General features: G+C 57.0%; 3 protein-coding genes and 1 pseudogene. 1 reads left to right on the forward strand and 3 read right to left on the reverse strand.

Features of this window, described 5'->3' with window-relative positions; all coding sequences use genetic code 11:
• A pseudogene (locus P0D80_RS49810) lies at positions 1-467 on the forward strand (hypothetical protein); the annotation flags it as partial.
• 226 nt (positions 468-693) lie between these two features.
• On the opposite strand, the gene P0D80_RS49815 reads toward P0D80_RS49810, so the two are convergent.
• From P0D80_RS49815 to P0D80_RS49825, 3 genes are all read right to left on the reverse strand, one after another.
• A complete protein-coding gene (locus tag P0D80_RS49815) occupies positions 694-1086 on the reverse strand; it encodes a type II toxin-antitoxin system VapC family toxin (RefSeq protein ID WP_408296024.1) in 393 nt (130 codons plus the stop codon).
• Entirely contained in the window at positions 1083-1328 is a 246-nt protein-coding gene (locus P0D80_RS49820; protein WP_408296027.1) for an antitoxin, read from the reverse strand. Before P0D80_RS49820 ends, P0D80_RS49815 begins: the two co-directional genes overlap by 4 nt.
• Positions 1329-1740: 412 nt before the next feature.
• On the reverse strand, positions 1741-1981 hold a 241-nt coding region (locus tag P0D80_RS49825; protein WP_408296029.1), incomplete at its 5' end, for a hypothetical protein.

The following is a 1981-nucleotide window of genomic DNA, read 5'->3' on the forward strand; positions in this document are numbered from 1 at the left end:
TATTACACTTTCACCGCCATCTGTTCACGCGTCTCGCGCAAGGGTGGTATCAGTTCAACCCGGCGTTGGCCGTGCGGCGCCGGGATGCATCGGATGAGTTGTGGGTACCCCTCCATGAAGCGCTGAATGTACGGCTGGTCGCGGAAAGCGCCGATCCACGGTATCTGAACCAGATCGATGCACTCCTCGATAGTGCGCATCTTGCTCCGCTGTCGCCGCCGATCGTCACGCCTGAGCGTCCCGACGTGCTCAAGGTCAGCCCATTGACGGTGCACGCGCCGGGGCCACGAACCGGGTTCTCGGTGGGCGAGATCGTCAGCTTTACTGACAAGGCGTTGCAAACCCGCACCGGCACGATCGTACGGCTCAACCAGAAGACGGCGACCATCACTTGCCCCGGAACTGAAAGACACTGGCGGGTTTCCTACGCCTTGCTACGGCAGGAGGCAGCAACGGGACGATCGTAGACGCGAGCCAGACTCCGTGCGCGCTAGAGAAGAAGCTTCTCGGCAGGGCTGCATCCATTTGGCCCGGGAATCGCGAATGTCTAACTAACTGAATTCAAAAGACTTTCAGCAAATCTGGGCGTCCAGCTTATAACCCCTCATACGTCATCTCCCGTTCAGTGAAGTGACATATGCTCCGTGCTCGCATCGGGCTTCTCAAGTGTGGGTTGGCTGATCGCTTACTTTGCTACTTCGCCCAGTCTACAACCGTCAGCCCCGGAACCCGTTTGAATTCCTTCGTGTTGTGCATCACGGCAGTCAGGCCTCGCGCGCGTGCCTGACCAGCGATCAGCACATCGTACGGTCCGATAGGCGTCCCTCTCGTTGCGAGATGCGCGCGGATCTTCGCGGAATCGTCGGCATCTTCGCGGTCAAATTCGAGCACTTCGAACTGGAGCGCCTCGACGTTTGCGACGTTATGCTCTACGCGCTGGCTCTTGTACGCCCCATACAGCAGTTCGTGCACCACAATCGCCGGCATGCCGAAATCAGAGGGGTGATGGCGCTTGAGGAACTTGATCATTCGCGGATCGCCATTCAGGAGGGCGACGACCGCATTGGTGTCGAGCAGATACTTCACTTAAACAGAGTCTCCAGTTCGGGCCGGTGCTGCTCGCCGGGGTGTTCCTGCACTGCTGCCTTAAAATCGGCATCGATTCCGCCGCTCAAGGCATCGAGCCACGCCCAATCGTCGGCGACTGGTTCAAGGATCACGGCCGCTCCGTGGCGTCGGATGCGGACCTCAGTTCCTTCGAACCGGAATTCCTTGGGCAATCGCACCGCCTGCGAGCGTCCGCTTTTGAATAGCTTCGCGTTTTGCATTTGACCCTCCGTGGTATCTATCAACGGTGACTATCATAGCAAAGAGCGGAGCGGAACGCCACCGCAGGTGGCGGTGCGCTCACGGCTGTTAAGTTCTACACGCACAGCGGCGTGGATGCTCGAAGTTCAAAGGAAGTGTAATATGAAGAGCGATTTACTGTGAAATAGTCGCATTCATCACTGCAGTTTTCCAGACTTTATTGGGTCTTCTCCCTTTGTGGTTGATGAAGAGCCAATGCGGGTAAAGCTATGATGAGGTTCTGCCCGGAACCTAGTCGCGCGCCTGATGAGCGAATTACATGTCCCGTTGAACATTCGTATGCGATCCACGAACGACGCCGCTCAGAGGTACTCTGAGGCGCAAATTGTGTGGTAGGCAATCGCGCATGGGTTTCGGGCATCACTTTGTATCTTAAGGGGTGTGGCGAATAGCTTTCTCCACACGAGGCGGGGACAGCACGGACATCACGTAAGGCACCACGCCTGGGACATAGATGTAGCGCCCCGCCTCACCTTCGCGCCAAACAGAGATCGGACGGTAGCAAAGGCCTCGCTGTTGATTTGCATCGGAAACTGACCCACTGGGGATGCGGCTAAATTCTTGGACTGATTTATGCCGCAATTCCAAGACTCTGCCGGTATTCAACCGGGCT

This window comes from Paraburkholderia sp. RL17-373-BIF-A (assembly GCF_046030175.1).
Classification (GTDB): Bacteria; Pseudomonadota; Gammaproteobacteria; order Burkholderiales; family Burkholderiaceae; genus Paraburkholderia.